Below are 22538 nucleotides of genomic sequence, written 5' to 3' on the forward strand. Positions count from 1 at the left end.
AATAATTAAAATCGGAATCAGATGGCTTGGGCCGTCACACCCCCAAGGATAGACGGCAATTGCAAGGACTCAGCTCAATATGGAGATGGTCCCAAGGTATTTCAAGGCGCGCGGCAGATTGTCGCAATCAAGACTGTCAAGCCAATGCAAGTCAGTCCAGCTCCGCAGCCAGGTGAACTGGCGTTTCGCCAATTGGCGCGTGGCAATGATTCCACGCTCCTGCATCTCGGCTGACGTCAGCTTGCCGTCCAGATAGTCCCAGACCTGTCGATAACCCACCGCACGTATAGACGGCAACCCGGCATGCAGGTCACTTCGCTCACGCAGGGCTACGACCTCGTCTATGAATCCCTGTTCCAACATTAATGTGAATCTTTGTTCAATTCGCCGATGCAGCACTTGCCGGTTCGCCGGAGCGATGGCCAGATTGGCGACAGTATAGGGCAATTGTTGCATTCCCGAAGCGGCTGCTTCAGTACTTTGCGCAGATTGTCGCTGTCGCAGGGCCGTCATGCTCTGCCCGCTGACCCGATAGACCTCCAGCGCCCGGCTGAGCCGTTGCGGGTCGTTGGGGTGAATGCGGGCCGCCGACTCCGGGTCGATGATCGCCAGTTGCTCATGCAGGGCTTGCCAGCCAAGGCGTGCAGCCTCTTCTTCGATCTGCGCGCGCACGTTGGGATCGGCAGCCGGCATGTCCGCCAGCCCCTCGACCAGAGCCTTGTAGTACAGCATCGTGCCGCCCACCAGCAGCGGAATCTTGCCTCTGGCGGTGATGTCGGCCATGGCCTGAAGGGCATCGCGACGAAAATCCGCTGCCGAGTAAGCTTCGGCCGGATCCAGGATGTCGATCAGTCGGTGCGGGAACTCGGCCAGCAGCTCTTTTGACGGCTTGGCCGTGCCGATGTCCATGCCCCGGTAGACCAAGGCCGAATCGACGCTGATCAGCTCGCAGGGCAGCACTTTGGTCAACTCAATGGCCAGGTCGGTCTTGCCGGCTGCGGTCGGCCCCATCAGAAAGATCGCAGGTGGTAACTGGCTCATCAACGACCGCGCAGGAACAGTTTGTCCAGGTCGTCCAGGCCCAGTTGGGTCCAGGTCGGCCGGCCATGGTTGCATTGGCCGCTGCGCTCGGTGTTTTCCATATCCCGCAGCAGGCCATTCATTTCCGGCAAGGCCAGACGCCGGTTGGCGCGGATTGCGCCGTGGCAGGCCATGGTGCCGAGCAGTTCGTTCAGGTGCGCCTGGATCCGGTCGCTGGTGCCGTACTCCATCAAGTCCGCCAGCACGTCGCTGACCAGTCGGTTGGCCTCGGCCTGCTTCAACAACGCCGGGATCTGCCGGATCGCCAGGGTTTCCGGGCCCAGGCGCTGCAGCTCAAAGCCCAGGCGCTGGAACCAGCTCACATGCTCCTCGGCGCAATCGGCCTCACGCTGGCTGACCGCCAGGGATTCAGGCACCAATAGCGGTTGCCCGCTAAGGCCTTCGCTGGCCATGGCGATCTTCAGCCGCTCGTACATGATCCTCTCGTGGGCGGCATGCATGTCTACCAGAACCAGGCCTTGGGCATTTTCCGCGAGGATATAGATGCCTTTGAGCTGCGCCAGGGCATAACCCAGTGGCGGAATATCACCCTGGCCGTCCGGCAACGCCGCCGCACCGGCCTCAGGCAGGGGCTTGAAGAACTCGCGATAAGCCGCCTGAGCTTCGGCGGCGGGCACGCTCGATTGCGCACGCGGGGTGTATTGGTACTGGTAACCGCTGCCCGCGCCGGTCCCGGCGGCGTTGTAGGTCGGCTGGGGCTGGGGTTGCTCCAGCAGTGCGTTGGCGGCCAGGCGCATTTCGCCCTGAGGCCCGAATTCGCCAGCCTCCAGCCCCGTTGGCCGGACCATGCCGGCAACTGCCGCTGGTGCCGCCAATTGATCTTCGGGGCGCACATCACCCAAGGCGCGGTGCAAGGTGCCGTAAAGGAAATCGTGCACCATGCGCCCGTCACGGAAGCGTACTTCATGCTTGGTGGGATGCACGTTGACGTCCACCACCGCGGGATCGACTTCGAAAAAAAGCACGAACGTTGGATGCCGACCGTTGAACAACACGTCGCGATAGGCCTGGCGCACCGCGTGGGCCACCAGCTTGTCGCGCACCGCCCGCCCGTTCACGTAAAAGTACTGCAAGTCCGCCTGGCTGCGAGAAAAAGTCGGCAGCCCGACCCAGCCCCACAGGTGCAGGCCATTGCGCTCCACTTCGATGGGCAGAGCCTGCTCCAGGAACCCGGCACCGCACACCGCGCCAACGCGTCGAGCACGGGCCGCATCATCATGGGCCTCGTGCAGGCTGAGGATGGTCTTGCCGTTGTGGCGCAAATGGAACGCCACGTCAAAACGCGCCAGCGCCAGACGCTTGATGACTTCCTGCAAATGATCGAATTCGGTCTTCTCGGCCTTGAGAAACTTGCGCCGGGCCGGGGTATTGAAGAACAGGTCGCGCACTTCCACCGAGGTGCCCACCGGATGGGCCGCGGGCTGGACGCGAGAGGCCATGTCCCGGCCTTCGGTCTCGACCTGCCAGGCCTGGTCGGCTTCGCGGGTACGCGAGGTGAGCGTCAGGCGCGACACCGAACTGATGGAGGCCAGCGCCTCGCCACGGAACCCCAGGCTCATGACCCGCTCGAGGTCTTCCAGATCGCGGATCTTGCTGGTGGCGTGGCGCGCCAGGGCCAACGGCAGGTCGTCGGCAGGAATGCCGCCACCGTCATCGCGCACACGCAGCAGCTTGACACCGCCCTGCTCGACATCCACATCGATGCGCCGGGCCCCGGAGTCGAGGCTGTTCTCCAGCAACTCCTTGATCACCGACGCCGGACGCTCGACCACCTCACCGGCGGCGATCTGGTTCGCCAGCCGGGGGCTGAGCAGTTCGATGCGGGCAGTGCTGCCGGTCAGTTCATCGCTCATTGCTTGACCACCACTTCGTTGCCGGGAATGGTCAGGGTCTGGCCGATCTTGAGCTCGTCGCTCTTGAGATTATTGGCACTGCGCAACGACGCGGGCGACACCTGATAGCGCACCGCGATCATTGCCAGGGTTTCGCCAGGATTGACCCGATGGTCTCGCGGCCCCTGGGCGATCTTGCCGGAGTCTCGTAGCCAGGCGATGTAGGTGCCCGGTGGCGGGTTCTGCTGGAAGAACTGTCGCACGCCGCTGCTGATGGAACGGGCCAGGGCCTGTTGGTGGCTGGAGGATGTCAGCTTCGAGGCTTCGTTGGCGTTGGAGATGAACCCGGTTTCCACCAGAATCGACGGGATATCCGGTGACTTGAGCACCATGAACCCGGCCTGCTCGACGCGTCGCTTGTGCAGCGGCGTGACACGCCCAATGTTGCTCAAGACTTTTTGACCGACGTTCAGGCTGGACGTCAGCGAGGCGGTCATCGACAAATCGAGCAGCACGCCGGCGAGCATGCGGTCCTTGTCATCGAGGCTGACGTTACCGGCACCGCCAATCAGGTCGGAACGGTTTTCGCTGTCAGCCAGCCAACGGGCGGTCTCGGAGGTGGCCCCCCGGTCAGACAGGGCAAACACCGAGGCCCCGAACGCGGCTTTTGAAGGGGCGGCGTCGGCATGGATCGAGACGAACAGGTCCGCGCCCTTCTTGCGGGCGATTTCGGTACGGCCACGCAAGGGGATGAAATAGTCTCCGGTACGGGTCAGCTCCGCGCGAAAGCCCTTCATACCATTGACCTGACGCTGCAACTCACGGGCGATGGACAACACCACGTCCTTTTCACGCTGCCCTCGCGAGCCAGAGGCACCCGGGTCCTCCCCCCCGTGACCGGCATCGATCACAACGATGATATCGCGCTTGCCGGAAGGCGCCGGCGGTAGCTTGAGAGCAGGCTCGGTCGGCGTGACCGGCACCGCCGGCACTGTGGCGACTTTGGTCGGCGGCGCAGGCGGTGGCGCGGCATCGCCCGGGTTGTCGAACAAGTCCACCACCAGTCGGTTGCCGTACTGGGCGTTGGGCGCCAGGGTGAAGCTTTTCGGGGTCACCGCCTTATTCAGATCGACGACCACCCGCAGGTCAGTCGGCGTGCGCTGAGCCGAGCGAATGGCCGTGATCGGCGTGTTGGCGGTGGCGGCTGTCAGCGGCGCCCCCAGGGATGCGCCATTGATGTCGATCACCAGGCGATCCGGAGCGGTCAGGGTGAATACGCTGTGCTGCACCGGCCCCGTCAGGTCGAACACCAGACGAGTGTTGTCCGGCGCCCGCCACAGACGAACGCTGCTGACCTTCGTCTGTGCCACAGCATCGACGGCCAGTGCCGTAAGCAACATTCCTACGACAGCAACCACCGCGCGAAAGCGCATACCAAACCCCATCATCAATTAGTTTCCAGTGCCAAAGCGGCACACCACGACTCGCCACGCGAGCCTTGCGGCGTCAGTATCAACGAACGCCCGCCGTTCTGCGCGCCAATGGTAATGGTCAGGTCGGGCTTTGGCAAAAAGCCTGCACCCTTCTGGGGCCATTCGATCAGACACAAGGCGTCATCTTCGAAGTAATCGCGGATACCGAGGAATTCCAACTCTTCAGGGTCCACCAGTCGGTACAGGTCAAAATGGAAGGCACGAATGTCGCCGATTTCGTAGGGTTCAACCAACGTGAACGTAGGACTTTTCACTGCGCCGACGTGTCCCAGGCCACGAATAATGCCGCGGGACAAGGTGGTTTTTCCCGCGCCGAGGTCGCCCTCCAGAAAAATCAGACCATGGCCAGCCGTGGTACGCGCAATGCGCGCCCCCAATTGCGTCATGGCTTGTTCGTCCGCCACGTACAGGGTTACTTCAGACACGGTGAATGCTCCTCCAACAACTGACGAATGGCCGGGATCAGATCGGTCGCCGCCAATCCCCGGCCCGACTGACCGGCTTGCGCACCGGCATTGGCATGCAGCCACACCGCCAGGCAGGCGGCGTCAAAGCCATCCATGCCTTGGGCGAGCAACGCACCGACCACCCCGGCCAGCACATCCCCGAGGCCTGCCGTGGCCATGGCCGGATGGCCCTGGCTGCAAACCGACAGGCGACCGTCTGGACTGGCAATCAGGCTGCCAGCGCCTTTGAGAATCACTGTGGCCGCGTATTGTTTGCTCAATGCGTGGGCCGCCGCCGGACGATCGGCCTGCACCTGAGCCGTGGAGATACCCAGAAGCCGCGCCGCCTCGCCCGGATGAGGGGTGATCACACAGTGCGCGGGCAAACTGACCGCGCCACTGCTCAGCAGGTTCAGCGCATCGGCATCCCACACCTGGGGCAGCAATGCGTTGGCCGCCGCCGACAACAAGCTACGTCCCCACGCAGCCTGGCCGAGGCCCGGCCCCACCACCAACACACTGACCTGCTCAAGCAACCCCATCAATTGGTTTGCTGAGTGGGTGCCCTGCACCATGACTTCGGGTAAACGCGTCAGCGCAGCGGACACATGCTCGTTGCGAGTGGCCATGGACACCATCCCCGCGCCGCAACGCAGGGCACTCTCGGCGCTCATCTGGATAGCCCCGCCAAAACCTCGATCGCCGCCGATCAATAGAACATGACCGAACTTGCCTTTGTGGGATGCGCGCGCGCGCGGCGTCAGACCCGGCAGATTAGCGGGCTGCAGAAGCCGGGCCGTGGCCGGCGCCGCCTCGACGATGTCGGGATCGGCATGCAGATCATTGAATATCAGTTCACCGACCCGGTCCGCCGCATCGCCTGTGAACAGGCCCAGCTTCAGGCCGATAAAGGTTACGGTCAGGTCGGCCGTCACTGCCGTACCCAGCACCCGTCCCGTGTCGGCACACAAGCCCGAAGGGATATCCACCGCGGCCACTGGCAGGCCACTGACATTGATGGTGTCGATTGCCCGAACGTAGGGCTCGCGTACTTCGCCACTCAATCCCGTGCCGAGCAAGGCGTCGAGCAGCACGCCGCGCAAGTCGGACTCGTCCGACCATGGCTCCACCGGCACACCCACCGCCACCGCCTCGGCGTGGGCATTGGCGGCATCCCCCTGTAAACGCCGGGGCTCACCCACCGTCAGCACCCGCACTGACCAGCCGGCACGGCGGGCCAGGGTCGCCACCAGATAACCGTCGCCGACGTTGTTGCCATGCCCGGCCAGCACGGTCAGCTCGCTGGCGTCTGGCCAGTGCCGGACAATGGCGCGCCAGGTGGCGCGGGCGGCTCGCTGCATCAATTCGAAGCCAGTCGTGCCTGCCGCAATCAGCTGTGCGTCAAGGGCCCGAACCTGCGCGGCACTGTACAGCGCGTCGGGAAAATCATCTTTAGTGTGCGGCATGCGTCTTCGGGCTCCGATGTCTGGCAGAATTATACGCATCTCAGCTCCGGTTTCTCTCGCCTCATGCCCGTCATTCCCACAGACCTCCCCGCCCTCGCCCAATCCATCAAGGACTGGGGCCGCGAGCTGGGTTTCCAGCAAGTCGGCATCAGCGGCCTGGACCTTGCCGAGCATGAGCAACATTTGCAGCGCTGGCTCGACGCGGGCTATCACGGCGAGATGGACTACATGGGCGCCCACGGCAGCAAACGCTCGCACCCCGAGGAACTGGTGCCGGGCACATTGCGTGTGGTTTCCCTGCGCATGGACTACCTGCCGGGCGACACGCAAATGGCGCAGATGCTCGGCCAACCGGAAAAAGCCTACGTCTCGCGTTATGCATTGGGCCGCGATTACCACAAATTGATCCGTAAACGCGTGCAGCATCTGGCAGAAAAAATTCAGGCGGCCATTGGCCCCTTCGGTTATCGCGCCTTCGTTGACAGCGCACCGGTGCTGGAAAAAGCCATCGCCGAGCAGGCCGGCTTGGGCTGGATCGGTAAAAACACCCTGGTACTGAACCGCAAGGCCGGCAGCTATTTCTTCCTGAGCGAACTGTTCGTCGACCTGCCGCTGCCGGTTGACCCGCCCCACGCCAGCGAACACTGCGGAAAATGCACCGCATGCCTGGACATCTGCCCTACGAATGCCTTCGTCGGCCCCTACGTCCTGGATGCCCGACGCTGCATTTCCTACCTCACCATCGAACTCAAAAGCGCCATCCCCGAGGAACTGCGGCCATTGATCGGCAACCGGGTGTTCGGTTGCGATGACTGCCAGATCGTCTGTCCGTGGAACCGCTTCGCCCGACCGTCCGGAGAAAGCGACTTCAAACCGCGACACAACCTGGACAACGCCGGGTTGGCCGAGTTGTTCATGTGGGACGAGGAAAAATTCCTCAGCAGTACCGAGGGCTCGCCCCTGCGCCGCGCCGGGTACGAACGCTGGTTGCGCAACCTGGCGGTGGGGCTGGGAAATGCACCTTCAACCATCCCGGTCATGCAAGCGCTTGAAGCGCGGCGCGATTACCCATCGGAACTGGTGCGCGAGCACGTGGAGTGGGCGTTGCGCCAACACGCCGAGCGTCAGACCTCGTCGTTGTAGACGAACTTCGGCATTTCCCAGTGAAAGCGGATCGCCAGGAGCCGCAACAGGAAACCGCCGAACAAGGTGATGAGGATCGCCTGTTCACTCGGCAACTGCAGATAGACACACAGCATGTAACACCACGCTGCGGCAAACGAAACGCTGGCATAGAGCTCGCGACGGAAGATCAGCGGGATATCGTTGCAAAAAATGTCACGCAGGATGCCACCGAAAACGCCGGTAATCACGCCACTGACCGAAGCCACCAACATGCCGTGGCCCATTTCCAGGGCGGTCATGCAGCCGATCAGGGTGAACGCCACCAGGCCCACGGCGTCAAGCACCAGGAACAACGAGCGCAAATGGCGCATCCAGCGCGCCAGGATCACCGTCAGCATCGCGGCCGCGGTGGTCAGCACCAGATATTCCGGGTGCCTGACCCAGGTGAGCGGGTAATGACCGAGCAGCACATCGCGCACCGAGCCGCCACCCAACGCGGTGACGCAGGCGATCAGCACCACGCCGAACCAGTCCATGCCACGACGCCCGGCAGACAAGGCCCCAGTCATGGCTTCGGCGGTGATGGCGATCAGGTAAAGCATCAGCAACATGATGGCGGTCCTTGCAGGAAGGCGCGCAGTCTAGCCAGTTTGGGCAGGCACCAAAAGAGGGCGCGACACCGTCTTCTGCCTGAGCGCCATGCCGCCCGTTCAAACTACCCCTGTGGCGAGGGAGCTTGCTCCCGCTCGGCTGCGCAGCAGTCGCCAAACCGGACAACTCGATCTACCTGAAGCTGTTGGGCCTGCTTCGCAGGCCAGCGGAGCAAGCTCCATCGCCACAAAAGCGTGCTCGCACAACAGCCGAGGAGCCGACTTAGAACTTGATGAAGTGCTTACGGTAGTGCTGCAGCTCGGCGATGGACTCGCGGATATCGTCCAGGGCCAGGTGGCTGCCGCCCTTCTGGAAGCTGTCACGCACCTCAGGTGCCCAGCGGGCGGCCAGTTCCTTGAGGGTGGAGACGTCCAGGTTGCGGTAGTGAAAGTAGCTTTCCAGGGATTTCATATGGGTATAGAGAAAGCGACGATCCTGGCAGATGCTGTTGCCACAGATCGGTGACTTGCCCTTGGGCACCCACTGCTCAAGAAAGGCGATGGTTTGGGCTTCGGCCTCAGCCATGCTGATTTTGCTCTCGCGCACCCGTTGGGTCAGGCCTGAGCCGCCGTGCTGGCGAGTGTTCCATTCGTCCATACCCGCCAGGACCTCGTCGCTGTGATGGATCGCGATCACAGGGCCTTCGGCCAGGGTGTTGAGATCACTGTCGGTGACGATGGTGGCCATTTCGATGATGACGTCGGTGTCCGGGTTCAGACCGGTCATTTCCAGGTCGATCCAGATCAGGTTCTGCGGGTTCTGCATGGGGGAGCTCCTCGGCGTAGCTGCGCAGTTTAGCTTAGGCTTTGAACGAAAAGTGCCTGCGCGACGATCATGCTGCGTTGAAAACAGCCTCGGAATGCTCATTGACCACCAGTCAACGCCGCTTCCTCGCCTGTTTTCGCCCTGCCTGATCGCTGCTCGGCGACTTTTCGTTCAAACCCGAGGCAGGGCCTTGAGCGTGCTAAACTCGCGGCCGTTTTTACCTAATCGCTGCATTCTTCATACGGAACACCCATGGCCAAACGCCAACTCAATCGTCGTCAAAACTGGCGCATCGAAAAGATTCAGGGCGAGCGCGCCGCCCGCGCCGCCAAACGCGAATCCAGCGCGGTACAAGCGCTGGAGGGCGGCGACCTGGGCCCTGAACAGACCGGCCTGGTGATCGCGCACTTCGGTGTACAGGTCGAGGTCGAGGCCCGTGAAGGCGAATTGGCCGGCCAGGTATTCCGCTGCCACCTGCGAGCCAACCTGCCGGCCCTGGTCACTGGTGATCAGGTGGTCTGGCGTGCCGGCAACCAAGGCATCGGCGTGATCGTGGCTCAACTGCCGCGCCACACCGAACTGTGCCGTCCGGACAGCCGAGGCCAGCTCAAGCCGGTGGCGGCCAACGTCGACATGATCGTCATCGTCTTCGCCCCGCTACCCGAGCCCCACGCCAACCTGATCGACCGCTATTTGGTCGCGGCCGAACACGCCGGCATCCGCCCCTTGTTGCTGCTCAACAAATTCGACCTGATCGATGAACACAACGCCCCGGCGCTGAACGCACTGCTCTCGGTCTATCGGCACTTGGGCTACCCGGTGCTGGAAGTTTCGGCTCACCACGGCGATGGCATGGAGAAATTGCAGGAACAACTGGACGGGCGCATCAGCGTGTTTGTCGGCCAGTCCGGTGTCGGCAAGTCGTCGCTGGTCAACAGCCTGCTGCCGGAAGTCGAGACGCGCGTCGGGCCGTTGTCCGAGCTGTCCGGCCAGGGCACTCACACCACCACCACGGCGCGGTTGTTCCACTTCCCCGGCGGCGGTGAATTGATCGACTCGCCGGGCATCCGCGAGTTTGGCCTGGGCCACGTCAGCCGAGCCGACGTGGAAGCGGGGTTCATCGAGTTCAACGACCTGATCGGCACCTGCCGTTTCCGCGACTGCAAGCACGACCGCGAACCCGGTTGCGCCCTGCTCAAGGCGCTGGAAGACGGTCGTGTGCAGCAGCAACGGATGAACAGCTATCGCTCGATCATCGCCAGCTTGCCGGAAAGCAGTTACTGATCCGAAAGGAAGACAAGCCGGACACAGTTGTGGCGAGGGGATTTATCCCCGCTGGGGCGCGAAGCGCCCCCCCTTTATCACCCCGAATATCAGATGAAAAAAGAGGGGCTGCTTCGCAGCCCCACGGGGATAAATCCCCTCGCCACAGGTTTACGCTCGCCAGTCAGGTCACTGCGCAGGCGGCTCGGCCGGTTTCGGCGCGAGATCATCGAACAGATTCAGACGCTCACGTACCTCATGGGCGGGAACAGGCTGCTGGTCCGCCGGCAATGCGTTCGGATCCGCCGCCGCGCCGGGCGTACCCGGCACTTCACCCGGCGCGCCGGCGCCCTGGGCCGGGTCCGGCGCCGGGTCATCGGTTTGCGAACCTTCGATGGCTTTCTGGGCCTTCTTGGTCAACACCACGATATCGATCCGCCGATTGACCGGGTTGAACGGGTCTTTGCGGTCGAACAGCGCCGAGGAGGCATAACCGACCACCCGCGCCACCTGCTCGTCCGGATAACTGCCGGCCACCAGGGCCCGACGAGCCGCGTTGGCGCGATTGGCGGAGAGTTCCCAGTTACCGAAATCGCCTTTGCCGATGAAGGGCTTGGCATCGGTATGGCCACTGATGCTGATCTTGTTCGGCACCGCTTTGATGGTGTCGGCCATGGCCAGCAGAATATCTTCGAAATAAGGTTTCAGGCGCGCGCTGCCAGAGTCGAACATCGGACGATTCTCGGCGTCCATGATCTGGATGCGCAAGCCGTTCGGCGTGATTTCGAACAGGATCTGATCCTTGAACTTCTGCAGCTCTGGGTTCTCTTCGACTTTGTTCTGCAACTCTTGCAGCAACAACTCCAGACGCTCGCGCTCGACCTCCTCGGCCATGCCTTCGGCGTCATTGGCGTCTACCGTCGCCTTGTCGGGCTGAGGCTGGGATTCGACTTCAGGGTTGAGGGTGTTTTCCGGCGCCAGGACCGGCGAGCCGCCCAGGTCGATGATGTACGGTGTGCCGCTTTCGGAAAAACCCACCGGGTCCTTGAAATAACCGGCGATGGCGATTTTCTGCTCTGGAGTCGCGGTGGACAGCAGCCACAGCACCAGAAAGAACGCCATCATCGCCGTCGCGAAGTCGGCGAAGGCGATTTTCCAGGCGCCCCCGTGATGCCCGCCGGCTATGCGCTTGACGCGCTTGATAATGATCGGCTGGTTGTTTTCCATCTTAGCGACCGCGAACCGCTTGTTCTAACTCGGCGAAGCTTGGACGGTGCGCCGGGTACAGGACCTTGCGACCGAACTCCACAGCCAGCGATGGAGGCATGCCCGAGGCCGAGGCCACGAGCGAAGCCTTGATGGCTTCGTAGACATTGAGTTCTTCCTTGGCGTCGTGGGCCAGGGAATGGGCCAACGGGCCAAAGAAGCCATACGCGGCGAGAATACCGAAGAAGGTACCTACCAGTGCCGCACCTACGTGCAGGCCGATAGATGCCTGGTCGCCTTCGCCCAGGGAGGCCATGGTCACCACGATGCCCAATACCGCCGCGACGATACCGAAACCCGGCATGCCGTCGGCGATGCCGTTGACCGCGTGAGACGGGTGCTCCAGGTCTTCCTTGAGGCTGTACAGTTCCATGTCGAACAGGCCTTCGAGCTCATGGGGAGCCATGTTGCCGGACGACATGATGCGCAGGTAATCACAGACGAACGCCGTCATGCGCTCATCCTTGAGTACCGTGGGGTACTTGGCGAAGATCGGGCTGGACGCTGCGTCTTCGATATCCCCTTCGATCGCCATCATGCCTTCGCGGCGGCTCTTGTTGAGGATCTCGTAGATCAGCCCCAGCACCTCAAGGTAGAAAGTGTGGCTGAAACGCGAGCCGAACATGCTCAAGGACTTCTTGAGCACGTGCATCGTCATGTAGCCGGGGTTGGCCTGCAGGAATGCGCCAAGGGCCGCGCCGCCGATGATCAGAACCTCAAAGGGCTGGATCAGGGCGGCAATCTTGCCATGGGAGAGCACGTATCCGCCCAGAACGCTCGCGAACACGACAATGATGCCGATAATTTTAGCCATAGATAGAAAGTACTTATTTAAGTCGGGTTCAAGGTCATATTCGGAAGCTGAAAAATCTCTTCTTCTACTTATCGGCAAAACTGCGCCAGACTATAGCCAGTTCAGGCGAAAAGCCAATTTGCCCCGTTCCGGGCGTAGATACTCCCTATGATGATCGCGTCCAGCCATGGCTAATGAAACGAAGGTTCCAACTCCACGACCGAACACGCTCGAAGGCTGGGTCAAGCTGCTCGAGGGCGTCCATCTGCCAGTGCCGCAAGCCAGTCATGACCTGGTCTGCAAAGCCATTGCCGACAGCCGCCGCTCACTGCGCGACATTGCCGAGCTGATCCAGGACAGCCCCGCCCTGGCGCTGAGCGTCATTCGTGAAGCCAACCATCACACCCATGGCAATTTTGCCGAACCGGCAGAAAATCTCGAAGTGGCCATCAACCGCCTCGGCCTCAAGCGCACCGAAGAACTGCTCGCCCGCCTGCCCTCGTTGCCGGAACAGCAAATCCCCCTCGTGCTGCGCCAACTGCAATTGATCAGCCAGCACGCAACGCAACAGGCCAATGGTTTTTTTGCCAGTCGCCTGGCGCGGCTGTGGCAAGACATCCACTGGGGCAGCCTGCTGTTTCTGTCACCGCTCTGGCCGCTGGCACTGACTCATCCGGGATTGCTGGGCGAGTGGGAATTGCGGGTTGTCCATAAAGGCCAGTCAGCGAGCAAAGTGGAGCGCGAGCTGTTCGGCGTCAGCCTGCTGAAAATCTGCCTGGCGCTGGTGGAGACCTGGCGCCTGCCGGCCTGGGTGGCGCAGGGCTACCGCCTGCTGCTCAACGAACGCCGCGAGCTGGTGAAAGTGCTGCGCATCGCCCGGGACAGTGAACACCCGCTGCGCCAGCAGAATCGCCTGGACGATGACCCGACCCTGCGACGCTGGCTCAATCAGCCAGCCAACACCGTGCTGCTAGCCAACGGCCTGGCCCTTTCAGCGCAACAGGCGTGGGACGGCCCTCACAGCACCCGCTGGCAATATCTGACAAGTTTGTATCTGCAGATGTCCATGGATGACGTCCAGCAGCAATTGCACCAGCAAGCCGTCATCAGTGCCCGCCACAACACCATGCCGGACCTCTGGCATCCGGCTGTGGCGTTGATCTGGCCCTGGGGCAGCCGACGCGTCCACCCGGGGCTGCTGCCGGCCGCCCCGCCCAGCGCCGAAGACCTGACCCAGTGGCGCAAGCAATGCGCCGAACTGCTGCTGGAACCGAGCCCGTTCAGCAACGCCATGCACCTGACCACCTCGGCACGGGACGCCTTGGTGGCCTGCGGCATGCGGCGGGTGATGATTCTGATGGCCGACCGCAGCCAGACCAGCTTGCGCGTGCATCAGATCGCCGGCCTGCCCAAAGAAGCGGCGGCCATGAGTTTTTCCATCAGCCAAAGCAAAGTGTTGCAACGGTTGCAGGCCCAGCAGGCCCAGGTTCGCCTGAACCCGGACAACAACGCTCAGTTTTCGGCGTTGCTGCCGCCGGGCCTGCGCAGCCTGTTTCGCGGCGAACACCTGCTGCTGCGTTCACTGACCTGCAACGGCCGGGTGATCATGCTGGTGGCGGTGGACCAGGGCGGCGGGCCCTTCTCGGACGTGACGGTGCAAGCCTTCGGTAAAACCGTGCAGTGTATCGAACGCGCCTTGCACAGCTTTACCAACCGCGGTCGCTGATCTTGATACAATCTTTTCCCTTTGCGCCCCTGGAGACCTCACATGCCTGACTTCTCTGGCTTGCCGCTGGTAATCGAGCCGAGCGACCTGCTGTCGCGCCTCGACGCCCGCGAACTGATTCTGGTGGACCTGACCAGCGCCGCCCGCTATAGCACCGGGCACATCCCTGGCGCACGCTTCGTCGACCCCAAGCGCACCCAACTGGGCCAGCCCCCGGCACCAGGCCTGTTGCCAGCAAAAGCCGACCTCGAGACGCTGTTCGGCGAACTGGGGCACAACCCGAATGCGGTCTACGTGGTCTATGACGATGAAGGCGGTGGCTGGGCCGGGCGCTTTATCTGGCTGCTGGATGTGATCGGCCATTCGAACTACCACTACCTCGACGGCGGCTTGCTGTCGTGGCTGGACGAAGGCCTGCCGGTGTCCACTGAAGTGCCGCCGTCCGCCACAGGCCCGGTGAACCTGACCCTGCACGATGAACCCACCGCCACCCGCGAATACCTGCAAAGCCGCCTCGGTGCCGCTGACCTGGCGATCTGGGACGCACGCGGGCCGCTGGAATATTCCGGCGAGAAAGTCGTCGCAGCCAGGGGCGGACATATTCCCGGCGCGATCAACTTCGAATGGACCGCCGGCATGGATCAGGCACGCAACCTGCGCATCCGCAGCGACATGCCGCAGATCCTCGAACAGTTGGGCATCACGCCTGACAAAGAAATCATCACCCATTGCCAGACCCACCACCGCTCTGGCTTCACCTATCTGGTGGCCAAGGCGCTCGGTTATCCGCGAGTCAAAGGCTATGCCGGCTCCTGGGGCGAATGGGGCAACCACCCTGATACCCCCATCGAGCTCTGAAGGTTCTTAAGGACAGTTAATGAAAAACCGCTTGTTCATCCTCAGCCAATACCTGCTACCCCACCACCTGCTGTCTCGGCTGGCCGGCTGCATTGCCGAATGCCGCGTGCGCTGGTTCAAGAACGCCTTCACCCAATGGTTCGCCAAACGTTATCAGGTGGACATGTCCCAGGCGCTGGTCGAAGACCTCACGGCCTACGAGCACTTCAATGCGTTCTTCACCCGAGCGCTGAAAGAAGGCGCCCGCCCGCTGGACCCAACACCGGGGGCTATCCTCAGCCCCGCCGACGGTGCCGTCAGCCAACTCGGCCCCATCGAGCACGGCCGGGTATTCCAGGCCAAGGGCCACAGCTTCAGCGTGCTGGAACTGCTGGGCGGCGATGCAGCCAACGCAGCGCCGTTCATGGGCGGCGATTTCGCCACCATCTACCTGTCGCCCAAGGACTATCACCGCGTGCACATGCCACTGGCCGGCACCCTGCGGGAAATGGTCTACATCCCGGGACGGATTTTCTCGGTGAACCAGACCACCGCCGAAAACGTTCCGGAACTATTCGCCCGTAACGAGCGCGTGGCGTGCATTTTCGACACCGAGCGCGGGCCGATGGCCGTGGTGCTGGTGGGCGCGATGATCGTTGCCTCCATCGAAACCGTCTGGGCCGGCCTGGTGACGCCACCCAAGCGCGAACTGAAAACCTTCCGTTACGACGAAGCCGCCCGGGCACCGATCCACCTGGAGAAAGGCGCCGAGCTGGGCCGCTTCAAACTGGGATCGACCGCTATCGTGCTGTTCGGCCCGAATCAGGTGCAATGGGTCGAAGACCTGGTGGCCGGTTCGCCGGTGCAGATGGGCCAGGGGTTGGCATTGCCTCAGCTTGATTAAAGGGAGGCGGCTCGACTGGATTGAGCCGCCTTCTCTCAAGCGAGACTTCCACTGCTCCGAAAAAATCTGACGAAGCTATTATCTATTACCCCTGGAAAACAGGCATGAAGAGTTCGGCTGTTTTAAGATACACATTGTTCATTTTAACGATCGGATTCACTACACACCTAACCGGGTTACTCTTCATCGTTGACGGCAGTACTTACACGACCATATCCAATCTTGGTCTTTTCCTGCCTGCGTTGATTTTATGTATTGGCGACACAGACCTGCGCAGAAGCCTTACCCAAAAACGATATCGACCCATTCTTCTACTGCTTGCCTTTTCTATGCTAATGGCATTGCTGAACCCCAACGCAGCGACATCTGCTTTTATACAATTCAAAACCGTGTTGTATATTACCCTGTACTTGGGTGCAATCCATATATTGAACAGGGAGGGACTACTTGAAAAATGCCTCACCCTTACCTTTGTAGTGGCGGGACTCTTTGCCATTGCTGGCTTGCTGATCCACTCCGTGCAACACGGGCAGAACATCCTGTTCAGTGGCAAGCGAATATTTAGCCTGGGTTATGGCGATTACGCGAATTTCAAGAACCCCATCATTGCCGCTCTTTACTTTGGTTTTTTTGGTATCTACGGTTTTCACCTCCTGCTGACCAAAACCTTCGGTTTGTGGTCCAGAGTTCTATTCTCGGTGTGCATACTGGGCTTATCGATGTATCTGTTTTGCACCCTCTCCAGAGCTGTCTGGCTTGGTTACGGCATGGCCGCCTGCACCACCATTCTTTTCCACCATAATTACAGATCAAGAAAATGGTTGTACCTGGCAGGTATATTTTTTATCGTTCTCGCGGCATGGTTATGGCCCATACTGATTCAGCAGCAAGGCCGTGGCTTCAGCCTGCGGGATGATATATGGGCCGGCTGGCTGAGCCGCTTTGGAGATTTCTGGATATTCGGCGCGGGAGCAGGTCGTGATTTTGACTTCTGCATTGCCGGGACAGTATGTTTCAACCAAGCACACAACTTGCTCCTTCAGTTCTTTTATGAATTTGGGATCATGGGCGCTGCACTGATGCTCCTAACCATTTTTTACGCCTTCAAATACTCTCTGGACAAGAGAGCCTGGAGGCTTCCCATGGGTTCGATTGGTCTGCCTCTATTCTTATTTGGTATTACCGCCGCCCTGTTTGACTATCACACCGTATTCAACAGACCGGGTGTCTATTGGATTGTCTTCTGGTTACCGATCGGAATAATTCTCTCCCAAACAACCCGTCCAGTTGTCCCGCACAAAGAGGCGGCTCATGCTCATTGATATTTTCCGGTCAGCCAAGCGTTACTGGCATATCGAAATTCTGGGTGGCCTGGATAAACCGTTCAAATGGAGACGGCTTTTCCTGAAGTGCCATAAGATCAACAGATACCGTTATTTGTTCTGGTTTCGCCTGGCCTATGCCATGCATCAGCAAGACAGTAAATTCTGGAGACGACGCGGCAAGCTGCTCAACGAACGAATAAGCCGCCAATTCAACGTCGAGATCATGCTGGGAGCCAGCATCGGGGAAGGACTTTGGATTGCCCACCCGAACGGAATAGTCATAACCTCCCATGCCATTATCGGGAAAGACTTCAGGATCTGGCAAAACTGCACACTTGGCATTAAGGGACAACGCGAATTCGCGGCATTGCGCATTGGCGATGGAGTAAGGGTTCACGCACACGCGTGCATTATTTCTGATGATCTCGAGCTGGGTGACAATGTCATTATTGGCGCCGGTGCTTTCGTCAACAAGAGCGTACCGTCCAACCACATGTACATCACTAAGAGCGTAGGTGAAATGAAGCGGTACGATCCTCAATCAATGGGTCGCCTGCAAAACCAGACGAAAAAAGGGGGCTGAAGAAGCGCAACCGCTCTTCGATTGCACCTCGAGCAATGAGCGCCCAACGAACGTCGATACCACACGCTCTTTCGGCCACAGCTGCTAGAGTTGGGAACATCCCTTTCATTTCCCGACGGAGCCCATCCACGGCATGAATGAGACCAGCCCTCTCCAGCTTTCGCGCGTTCTGACACCGACCCAGTCGCGCCTGTCGTTCTGCGACGCCACGCCGCGCGACCTCAAGCGCTGGATCGCCAACCTGCCCAAGGCCAATATCGGCGAAACCGCACGCCTGTTGTACCAGGCCATCGGCGAACTCAACCAACTGCTCACCCCCAGCGAGAATCGCCTGCTACTGCTCGAATTGTTGCGGCCCGAGGTGTATTACGTCTGCAAACACCTGGAGCGGCATTTTTTGCAACAGGCCATCGTTCTGGATGAGCGCTCGCGCAAGATCGTCAACCTGTGCCAGGCCCTGCAAACCCAATTGGCCATGGGTTACAAACAGATCGTCGCGCGCATCTCGCCGAAATACTCCAAGGACCGCGCCCGACTGCTGAGCACCGCGCTGCAACGCGCGATGCATGCGCTGGACGGCACGCTGCTGCGTATCAGCCAGTTGTATAGCCCGGTACCCGAAGGGCTGTGGCTCGATTTGCATCAGTTGTACCGAATCGCCTGCCACCATCGGCTGCAACACCTCAGCGTCAGCGATGAACTGGCCAGCCAGGTGCATCAGTTGAATGTTGAGCAAACCTACGTGGTCGCCCTGCTGCTGGGCACCTCACGCAGCAATCAACTGCGCCAGGGCCAGATTGCGCGACTCGTCGAGGTGCTCGAATCCTGGAGTCAGAAGGTCACGCTGGACCCGGCCACCACCGCCACGAGCCTGTTCGCCGTTGCACCGCAACTGGATATCGGACCGCGCTATCGCTCCAAGTTCAGGGCCGAGCAACAGCCCAGCCTGCTGGGTTTCGATCCGCAGCCGCTGGTGCGCGCCATTGCCACTCATCTGGAACAACCCGACGATCACACCTTGCCCGTGCCTGGCGCAATGAACGCCGACACCTTGCATCACCTGCAAGCGGCCTGGGGCGAAGCGGTCGAACGCAGCTTCCAGCGCACGGAGGGCAACGGCACGCTGACGCTCTGCGTGGGCATGAGCGCTTTGCACTATTACCTGGGCGGCGAGCGCTCTTTCAGCGAAATCCTGAAGGACTCTGCAACGCGCAAGGCCCGGTTCGAGGCCACACCGACCAAGACCAACGACACCTGGAGCCAGGCTTTCGACGCAGCTGCGACCGGTGACAGTGATCTGTTGCCCTATGAAGAAATCGAGTACCCGGTCAATCCGGCCGATGACGACGGCGCCAGCTCCGACAACCAGCACCACTTCGCGACCTACGACCTGCCCATCATCAATCACAGCCCCGGAGGTTACTGCCTCGGCTGGCCGAAGGAGGTGCCTGAGCAACTGCAGGCCGGGGAAATGGTCGGCATTCGCGACACTAACGATCAAGCCTGGAGCATCGCCGTGGTGCGCTGGATCAGGCAAGTGCGCAATGGCGCCATGCAAATGGGTATCGAGCTGGTCGCGCCTCATGCCCAGCCTTGCGGGCTGCAACTGGTACGAGAGAAGGATGAGCATGGTCACTACCTGCGAGGGCTGCTGCTGCCTGAGATCAGCGCTATTGACCTGCCTCCCACCATGATCGCGCCCCGTCTGCCTTTCCAGGAAGGCCAGCAAGTGCTGATCAACACCAACGGCCAGGAACGCCGCGCCAGCCTGGACCGACGGGTGACCAGCACGCACAGCTTCAACCAGTTTGCTTATCGACAGGAAGACTCAGCGACCACCGGAGATGGCCACGACAATGAAGGGGATTTTGATTCGTTGTGGAAGTCGCTTTAGACCGCCAATACATAACCCTTTGTGAAGAGAGAGCTCTCTGTGGGAGCAAAACTTGCTCCCACAGATAAATCCCCTTGCCACAGGAGATTGAGTCAGAGCTGCCCGTCGCGATCCCTGAAGCCCAGCAGATACAACACCCCATCCAACCCGAGGGTGGAGATCGCCTGCCGGGCCGACTGCTTGACCAGCGGCTTGGCGCGGAACGCCACGCCCAGACCGGCGATCGCCAGCATTGGCAGGTCATTGGCGCCGTCGCCGACGGCGATGGTCTGTTCCAGGCGCAGGCCTTCCTTCTCGGCCAGTTCGCGCAACAGATCCGCCTTGCGCTGGGCATCGACGATCGGTTCGACGGCCACGCCCGTGACCTTGCCATCCACGACTTCCAGTTCATTGGCGAACACGTAGTCGATGCCGAGTTTGGCCTGCAACTGCTTGGCAAAGTAGGTGAAGCCCCCGGACAGGATCGCGGTCTTGTAGCCCAGACGCTTGAGTTCGGCGAACAGGGTTTCGGCGCCCTCGGTCAGGCGCAAGGAAGCGCCGATGGAGTCCAGCACGCTGACGTCCAGCCCCTTGAGTAGCGCCAGGCGCTCCTTGAAGCTGGCGCGAAAATCCAACTCGCCGGCCATGGCTCGCTCAGTGATGGCCGACACCTTGTCGCCCACGCCGGCGGCCTTGGCCAGTTCGTCGATGACTTCGGCTTCAATCAGCGTCGAATCCATGTCAAACACCGCCAGGCGGCGGTTGCGGCGGAACAGCGAGTCTTCCTGGAACGCGATGTCGACATTCAACTCCTGGGCCACGCTGAGGAACTCGGCACGCAGCGCCTGGGGATCGGCCGGCTCGCCGCGCACGGAGAATTCGATGCAGCCCTTGCCCTTGTCATCCGGCGTATCCAGCGGCATGCGCCCGGACAAACGGTCGATGTGGTCGATGTTCAGGTCGTATTTGGCAGTGATCGAACTGACCCGCTGCAATTGCTCGGCGGTAACCTTGCGGGTCAACAGGGTCACGATGTGACGCTTCTTGCCCTGGCCATTGACCCAATGCTGGTAATCGGCTTCGGACACCGGGGTGAAACGCACCTGTTGGTCGAGTTTGTAGGCGGTGAACAGGATGTCCTTGAGCACCGACTTGCTTTGCTCGGCGTCCGGGATTTCAACCAGGATGCCGAACGACAGTGTGTCGTGAATCACCGCCTGACCAATGTCGAGAATGTTCACACCACCCTGGGCCAGAACGCCGGTAATGGCCGCAGTCAGACCCGGACGGTCACTGCCAGTGATGTTTATCAGGACGATTTCGCGCAAGGCGCACCCCCGCAGGTGGAAAAAAACCGCATTCTACCCACTTTCAGTGACCATCGGGCACCGTCGGTGCTTTGCCGGTCATGGGCCTGTCGCTATACTGCGCGTCAATTTCACGGACAAAGAGCCGAGCTCAGTGAACCGGCCCACGCCAGTCAAAACCGACAATTTCTTTCTGCTGATCTTCCGTGCACTGCGCCACCGTCGCGTGCCGATTGCATTGCGCATTGCCAGCCATAACGTGATCCTGGTCGCCCTGGCCCTGGTGATCTATGCCTGTGTGATGGGCCTGCAGTTCAAGCAGGCAATGCACGAGCAGGCCGATGCCCTGGGCGAAAGCCTGACCACGCAGACCGCCACGTCCGCCACCGAGCTACTGGTGTCCAACGACATCCTCAGCCTCAACGTGCTGCTCAACAACCTCACCAAAAACAAACTGGTGGCCCACGCCGCCATTTATAGCGTGGACAACCGCATCCTCGCCGAAGCCGGCCAGCGTCCCAAGCCGGGCCTGCTGGGCGAATCCGGCGGCATGTACCAGAGCAGGATCACTTTCCAGGACGTGACCGCCGGGCAACTGCGCATCAGCCTGGACATGGACCAGTTCCAGCAGCCGATGACCATCAGCCTGCAAAGCATGGGCATCCTCAGCGCGATATTGCTCGCGCTGGCGCTGGCCTTGAGCTTGCGCCTGGGACGGCACATCTCTACGCCATTGCTGCAACTGCGGGTCTGGCTGCGGGATATCGACGAGCACACCCCAGCGACCCAGCGCCAGGACGAAATTGGCGATCTGGCTCGGCAACTGCACGCCAGCTTCGCCCCGGAACCTGCCCCCGTGCCGGAGCCTGAAGACATCGACTACAGTGACGACGACGAAGCCGAACCAGGTTTCGAAGTGCGTAACCTGCGGGACCCGGACTTCGATGAAAGCCAACCTCTACCCGCCTCCAGGCCCGGGCCACGCCGCGTGGTCCGCACGGTAGAGGACGATGAAGACGACGATGCTTTCGCCGACCTGCGTGACGACTCAATCGCCGATGAGCCGCAATCGGTCGCCAGACCCGTCGCCTCGGACCTGCCCCAACACAGTGCCGTGCTGGCCGTGCAACTGGGCGCCCAGGACCAACTGCGCCGGCTGCCCCAGGCGCGCCTGAAGGAACTGCTTGAGCGTTACCGCGACTGCCTCGACCAAGCCGCATCGCTGTATCAGGGCCAACTGCACACCCTGAACGATGGCAGCACGCTGATGCTGTTCCATACCGAGGACAGCGGTGATGACTACCTCACCAACGCCATTTGCTGCGGTGAGTTGCTCCGAGCCCTGGGCCACCAGTTGCAGATCGAAGTCGCCGACAGCGGCATCACCCTGCAATTGCAGTTGGGCCTGACCTTGGGTGACGGGCTGTTCGGCCTGAGCCAGATCGACCTGCTGCTGACCGAAACCGCCCAGGACGCCCTGGCCCTGTCGCAGCACAGCCGCAACTTGCTGCTGGTGGAGCGCAAGATCAACGACGACGCCCTGATCCGCCAGCGCGCCCGCATCCGCCCTATCGCCAGCCCGGAAGGCGCATGCTGCGTCGAGCGACTGATGGAGCCTTATCCGTCGATGCTGGAGCGACAACTGGCGCGGATGCATGAGCGTCAGGCCTGAGCCTCAACACCTGAAATGACGAAGCCCGCAGATGAATGATTGTCTGCGGGCTTTTTTGTGGCCTTCGCCTACCTCATCGCGAGCAAGCTCGCTCCCACAGGGACCTCTGC

At 61.1% G+C, this 22538-nt stretch carries 19 protein-coding genes; 9 read left to right on the plus strand and 10 right to left on the minus strand.

Annotated elements, in window-relative coordinates:
* Nucleotides 1-69: 69 nt before the first annotated feature.
* Genes miaA through PSEUDOMOFG3G_RS00925 form a run of 5 tightly spaced genes read right to left on the minus strand, consistent with a single transcriptional unit; the run spans nt 70 to nt 6338 of the window.
* The gene (gene miaA / locus PSEUDOMOFG3G_RS00905) at nt 70-1041 is read right to left on the minus strand and encodes a tRNA (adenosine(37)-N6)-dimethylallyltransferase MiaA (protein ID WP_139048560.1); all 972 of its coding nucleotides are present in this window, start codon (nt 1039-1041) and stop codon (nt 70-72) included.
* A complete protein-coding gene (mutL, locus tag PSEUDOMOFG3G_RS00910; protein WP_076382898.1) occupies nt 1041-2954 on the minus strand; it encodes a DNA mismatch repair endonuclease MutL in 1914 nt (637 codons plus the stop codon). The genes miaA and mutL overlap by 1 nt, the downstream gene beginning before the upstream one ends.
* Nucleotides 2951-4381 carry an N-acetylmuramoyl-L-alanine amidase gene (locus PSEUDOMOFG3G_RS00915; protein ID WP_047227307.1) on the minus strand — a complete coding sequence of 477 codons (1431 nt, stop codon included), beginning with the start codon at nt 4379-4381 and terminating at the stop codon, nt 2951-2953. Before PSEUDOMOFG3G_RS00915 ends, mutL begins: the two co-directional genes overlap by 4 nt.
* Nucleotides 4381-4851 carry a tRNA (adenosine(37)-N6)-threonylcarbamoyltransferase complex ATPase subunit type 1 TsaE gene (gene tsaE / locus PSEUDOMOFG3G_RS00920; protein ID WP_047227306.1) on the minus strand — a complete coding sequence of 157 codons (471 nt, stop codon included), beginning with the start codon at nt 4849-4851 and terminating at the stop codon, nt 4381-4383. Before tsaE ends, PSEUDOMOFG3G_RS00915 begins: the two co-directional genes overlap by 1 nt.
* Nucleotides 4839-6338 carry an NAD(P)H-hydrate dehydratase gene (locus tag PSEUDOMOFG3G_RS00925; protein WP_139048561.1) on the minus strand — a complete coding sequence of 500 codons (1500 nt, stop codon included), beginning with the start codon at nt 6336-6338 and terminating at the stop codon, nt 4839-4841. The genes tsaE and PSEUDOMOFG3G_RS00925 overlap by 13 nt, the downstream gene beginning before the upstream one ends.
* A 63-nt stretch (nt 6339-6401) precedes the next feature.
* On the opposite strand from PSEUDOMOFG3G_RS00925, the gene queG reads away from it, so the two are divergent.
* The gene (queG, locus tag PSEUDOMOFG3G_RS00930; RefSeq protein WP_139048562.1) at nt 6402-7481 is read left to right on the plus strand and encodes a tRNA epoxyqueuosine(34) reductase QueG; all 1080 of its coding nucleotides are present in this window, start codon (nt 6402-6404) and stop codon (nt 7479-7481) included.
* On the opposite strand, the gene PSEUDOMOFG3G_RS00935 is transcribed toward queG, so the two are convergent.
* Together PSEUDOMOFG3G_RS00935 and orn are read right to left on the minus strand one after the other, a co-directional pair.
* On the minus strand, nt 7463-8077 hold the full coding sequence (locus tag PSEUDOMOFG3G_RS00935; protein ID WP_171061284.1) for a trimeric intracellular cation channel family protein: 615 nt from the start codon (nt 8075-8077) through the stop codon (nt 7463-7465). The genes queG and PSEUDOMOFG3G_RS00935 overlap by 19 nt on opposite strands.
* 259 nt (nt 8078-8336) lie before the next feature.
* Nucleotides 8337-8879, minus strand: a complete 543-nt coding sequence (gene orn, locus PSEUDOMOFG3G_RS00940) for an oligoribonuclease (protein WP_047227302.1) — start codon at nt 8877-8879, stop codon at nt 8337-8339.
* 252 nt (nt 8880-9131) lie between these two features.
* Here orn and rsgA point away from each other — a divergent pair, with 252 nt between their 5' ends.
* Nucleotides 9132-10163, plus strand: coding sequence for a small ribosomal subunit biogenesis GTPase RsgA (gene rsgA / locus PSEUDOMOFG3G_RS00945; protein WP_047227301.1), 1032 nt, complete (start codon nt 9132-9134; stop codon nt 10161-10163).
* A gap of 168 nt (nt 10164-10331) precedes the next feature.
* Here the strand turns inward: rsgA and motB are convergent, their stop codons facing one another.
* Together motB and motA are read right to left on the minus strand one after the other, a co-directional pair.
* Nucleotides 10332-11369, minus strand: coding sequence for a flagellar motor protein MotB (motB, locus tag PSEUDOMOFG3G_RS00950; protein ID WP_139048563.1), 1038 nt, complete (start codon nt 11367-11369; stop codon nt 10332-10334).
* A gap of 1 nt (nt 11370) precedes the next feature.
* Nucleotides 11371-12222: a flagellar motor stator protein MotA gene (gene motA / locus PSEUDOMOFG3G_RS00955; RefSeq protein ID WP_139048564.1), complete on the minus strand. Its 852-nt coding sequence runs from the start codon at nt 12220-12222 to the stop codon at nt 11371-11373.
* A gap of 166 nt (nt 12223-12388) precedes the next feature.
* On the opposite strand from motA, the gene PSEUDOMOFG3G_RS00960 reads away from it, so the two are divergent.
* From PSEUDOMOFG3G_RS00960 to PSEUDOMOFG3G_RS00985, 6 genes are all read left to right on the plus strand, one after another.
* Entirely contained in the window at nt 12389-13927 is a 1539-nt protein-coding gene (locus tag PSEUDOMOFG3G_RS00960; protein WP_139048565.1) for an HDOD domain-containing protein, read from the plus strand.
* A 42-nt stretch (nt 13928-13969) separates the two neighbouring features.
* Nucleotides 13970-14785 carry a rhodanese-like domain-containing protein gene (locus PSEUDOMOFG3G_RS00965; RefSeq protein WP_139048566.1) on the plus strand — a complete coding sequence of 272 codons (816 nt, stop codon included), beginning with the start codon at nt 13970-13972 and terminating at the stop codon, nt 14783-14785.
* A 19-nt stretch (nt 14786-14804) separates the two neighbouring features.
* Entirely contained in the window at nt 14805-15668 is an 864-nt protein-coding gene (asd, locus tag PSEUDOMOFG3G_RS00970; RefSeq protein WP_139048567.1) for an archaetidylserine decarboxylase, read from the plus strand.
* Between the two features lie 104 nt (nt 15669-15772).
* Nucleotides 15773-16990, plus strand: a complete 1218-nt coding sequence (locus tag PSEUDOMOFG3G_RS00975; RefSeq protein ID WP_139048568.1) for an O-antigen ligase — start codon at nt 15773-15775, stop codon at nt 16988-16990.
* Nucleotides 16980-17576, plus strand: coding sequence for a serine acetyltransferase (locus PSEUDOMOFG3G_RS00980; RefSeq protein ID WP_139048569.1), 597 nt, complete (start codon nt 16980-16982; stop codon nt 17574-17576). Before PSEUDOMOFG3G_RS00975 ends, PSEUDOMOFG3G_RS00980 begins: the two co-directional genes overlap by 11 nt.
* A 133-nt stretch (nt 17577-17709) precedes the next feature.
* The gene (locus PSEUDOMOFG3G_RS00985) at nt 17710-19470 is read left to right on the plus strand and encodes a molecular chaperone (protein ID WP_139048570.1); all 1761 of its coding nucleotides are present in this window, start codon (nt 17710-17712) and stop codon (nt 19468-19470) included.
* A 92-nt stretch (nt 19471-19562) separates the two neighbouring features.
* Here the strand turns inward: PSEUDOMOFG3G_RS00985 and serB are convergent, their stop codons facing one another.
* On the minus strand, nt 19563-20777 hold the full coding sequence (gene serB / locus PSEUDOMOFG3G_RS00990; RefSeq protein WP_076382904.1) for a phosphoserine phosphatase SerB: 1215 nt from the start codon (nt 20775-20777) through the stop codon (nt 19563-19565).
* Nucleotides 20778-20910: 133 nt separating this feature from the next.
* On the opposite strand from serB, the gene PSEUDOMOFG3G_RS00995 reads away from it, so the two are divergent.
* Nucleotides 20911-22428, plus strand: a complete 1518-nt coding sequence (locus PSEUDOMOFG3G_RS00995; protein ID WP_047227293.1) for an AhpA/YtjB family protein — start codon at nt 20911-20913, stop codon at nt 22426-22428.
* Nucleotides 22429-22538: the final 110 nt, after the last annotated feature.

The sequence above is a fragment of the Pseudomonas sp. FG-3G genome (genome assembly GCF_901007645.1).
Taxonomy (GTDB): domain Bacteria; phylum Pseudomonadota; class Gammaproteobacteria; order Pseudomonadales; family Pseudomonadaceae; genus Aquipseudomonas; species Aquipseudomonas rhizophila.